At 75.1% G+C, this 2,555-nt stretch carries 2 protein-coding genes; one reads left to right on the top strand and one right to left on the bottom strand.

Annotation, left to right across the window (positions count from 1 at the left end):
- Positions 1-344 precede the first annotated feature (344 nt).
- Entirely contained in the window at positions 345-1,769 is a 1,425-nt protein-coding gene (locus BI06_RS03430) for a cytochrome P450 (RefSeq protein WP_030391945.1), read from the bottom strand.
- 391 nt (positions 1,770-2,160) lie between these two features.
- Here BI06_RS03430 and BI06_RS03425 point away from each other — a divergent pair.
- Positions 2,161-2,555, top strand: a 395-nt coding sequence (locus BI06_RS03425; protein WP_149030281.1) for an extracellular solute-binding protein, incomplete at its 3' end; no start/stop codon positions are given.

Here is a 2,555-nt window from a genome sequence, read left to right as displayed (position 1 = left end):
GCCCGGCCCGGGTGCCCCCGGGCCGGGCGGACTCCGCGCGGAGGCCGGGGTGGTGGAGCGACGGTGCTTCTTGCGCCGTCCGTGCGTGCGCTTCCGACCCGGGGTGCATGGGACGCTATCGGCGCGGCCGCCCGGCGGCGGCGAGGATCCGCGAATCCGCCCGCGGCACCGGGGCGTTGTGTTCGAATGTCCCGGTCGTCTGCCCCGGCCGGTCCGGCCGCCGTGACGGCGGAGTGCCCGGGGCGGGCACTCCGCGTCCAACTCCCCCGCCCCGCCGGCCGCTTGCCGTGGGCCCTCCGCCGCCGGCCCTGCGCCGTCAACCCTCCGCCGCCGGCCCCCGCCCCTCAGCCGCGCGGCGTCAGCCGGACCCGCATCGGGCTCCGCACCTGGAGCGTGATCCCCTGCCCCAGCCGGACGCCGCGGTCCACCGCCTCGAAATCGAAGTCCCGCAGCAGCGCGCCCAGTGTCAGCACCGACTCCAGCATGGAGAAGTGCTGCCCTATGCAAGCCCTCGGCCCGCCCCCGAACGGGTACCAGGCGTAACGGTGCCGCTCCTTCTCCCGCTCGGGCAGGAAGCGGTCCGGGTCGAAGCGGTCCGGCTGCTCCCAGTGGTCCGGGTGCCGGTGGGTGACCCACGGCGCGAGGATGACCTGGGCGCCGGCGGGCACGACGTACCCGTCGATCACCGACTCCTCCACCGAGCGGCGCCCCATCTGCGAGGCGGCCGGGTAGAGCCGCATCGCCTCCTTCAGCACCTGGGTGAGGTAGGGCAACGCCTCCAGGTCGGCCGCCACCGGCGCCCGTCCGGCCAGTACGGCGTCCGCCTCCTCGCGCGCCCGGCGCCGCTGCTCCGGGTGCTTGGCCAGCAGGAAGAGCGCGAAGGCGAGCGAGGTCGCCGTGGTCTCGTGCCCGGCGAGCAGGAAGATCAGGACCTGGTCGCGCAGTTCCGCCGGGTCGAGCCGCTCCCCGTCCTCGCCCCGGGCCCGGGTCAGCAGTTCCAGCAGGTCCTCCGGACCGGCGGCGTCGGCCACACCCGCCGCCCGCCGCACCGCCCGCTCGGCGATGATCCGGTCGCACACCGCGTAGAGGTCGCGCTGCGCACCGGCGGCCCGCCGGTTGGCGGGAGTCGGCCAGCCGCGGGGCACCTTCACCGGCGCGAAGCCGCGTTCGAGGACGAACTCGCCGAGCACCGGGAAGCTGTGGTGCACCACCCGCACCGCCGCCTCCACGTCCGCCCCGAACAGGATCCGGGACACCGTGCGCAGCGCGAACCGCGACATCTCCTCCGCGACGTCGACCACGCCGCCGGGCACCACCCGCCAGCGGTCGGCGAGCACCCCGCACTCCTGCCCGACGGCCTCGGCGTAGCCGTCCACCCGGCGCCGGGTGAACAGCGGCTGGATCAGCCGGCGCTGGCGGTGGTAGTCGCCGTCCTGGCTGGTCAGCAGGCCGTTGCCGAGGCTGGTCCGCAGCTCGTCGTAGAAGCTGTTGTCCTTGCGGAAGTTGGCCGCCTCGCTGCCGAGCACCTGGTGCGCGCCCTCCGGCGAGAACACCGCGTAGAACTCGGCGCGCAGCCCGGGCGGTCCGGCGGCGAAGCGGACGACGTCGCCGTAGTCGCGGCGGGCGTCGAGGTACGTGCGCAGCGGACGCCGGGTCAGGTCGAGCAGCGAGCCCACCAGCGGGAGTCCGGGCGGCCCGGGTATCCGGGTGATGGTGGCGGCGGTGCCGGTGGTACTGGTGGTGCTGGTGGTCGCGGCGGTCAGCGACATGTCCCCTCCTCGGTCGTGCGCCTCACCGGTCCGGCTCGCGGTCGGGTGCCCCCGCCCCCGACCGCGCGACCGGTCGGTCGTGCTCCCGTTCCGTCCCCAACGTAACTGCCGGGTAATCGGCACAGAAGGGGCGCACAGAGCGCTGCCGACGCGCGCCACCCCGCGCTCGCCGACCGCCCCGCGCCCCTCGGCGGCGGCGCGGATCCGAAGGACCGCCCCGGGGCCGCTTGCGTCTTCCGACAGGCCCGCCACCCGCTTCGGTACCCCTGGCCTGTGCGATGAGACAGACGAAATTCGGCCCGCATATGCGGCACTATGATCGGCGTAATGGCCGCACCTGCGGCATTGACCCCGCGCCCCTCCCGGCGCGCCCAGGAGGGGAAGCCAAGGAATGGCCATCCGCAGACTCACCGCCACCAGGCTCACCGCCACCGCGGCGGCGGCCCTCGTCCTCGCCCTCGGCGCCACCGCCTGCGGCAGCGACGGCGGCACCGACGCCAAGAGCAGCAGCAGCTCCCCCGCCGCCCCCGGCACGGGTGCGGCGACCGGCGCCGGCACGGGCGCGGCCGGCGTCCCGAAGGCCTCCGGGACGATCACCGTGTTCGCCGCGGCCTCGCTCAAGGAGACCTTCACCGACCTCGGCAAGAAGTTCGAGGCCGCCAACCCCGGCGCCAAGGTCACCTTCAACTTCGGCGGCAGCTCGGCCCTCGCCACGAGCATCAACTCCGGTGCCCCGGCCGATGTGTTCGCCGCCGCCAGCCCCGCCACCATGAAGACCGTCACCGA

Origin of the sequence: Kitasatospora sp. MBT66 (assembly GCF_000710405.2) — a bacterium.
Classification (GTDB): Bacteria; Actinomycetota; Actinomycetes; order Streptomycetales; family Streptomycetaceae; genus Kitasatospora; species Kitasatospora purpeofusca.
The sequence above is the reverse complement of the archived record's forward strand: the minus strand, read 5'-3'. Positions and strand labels throughout refer to the sequence as shown.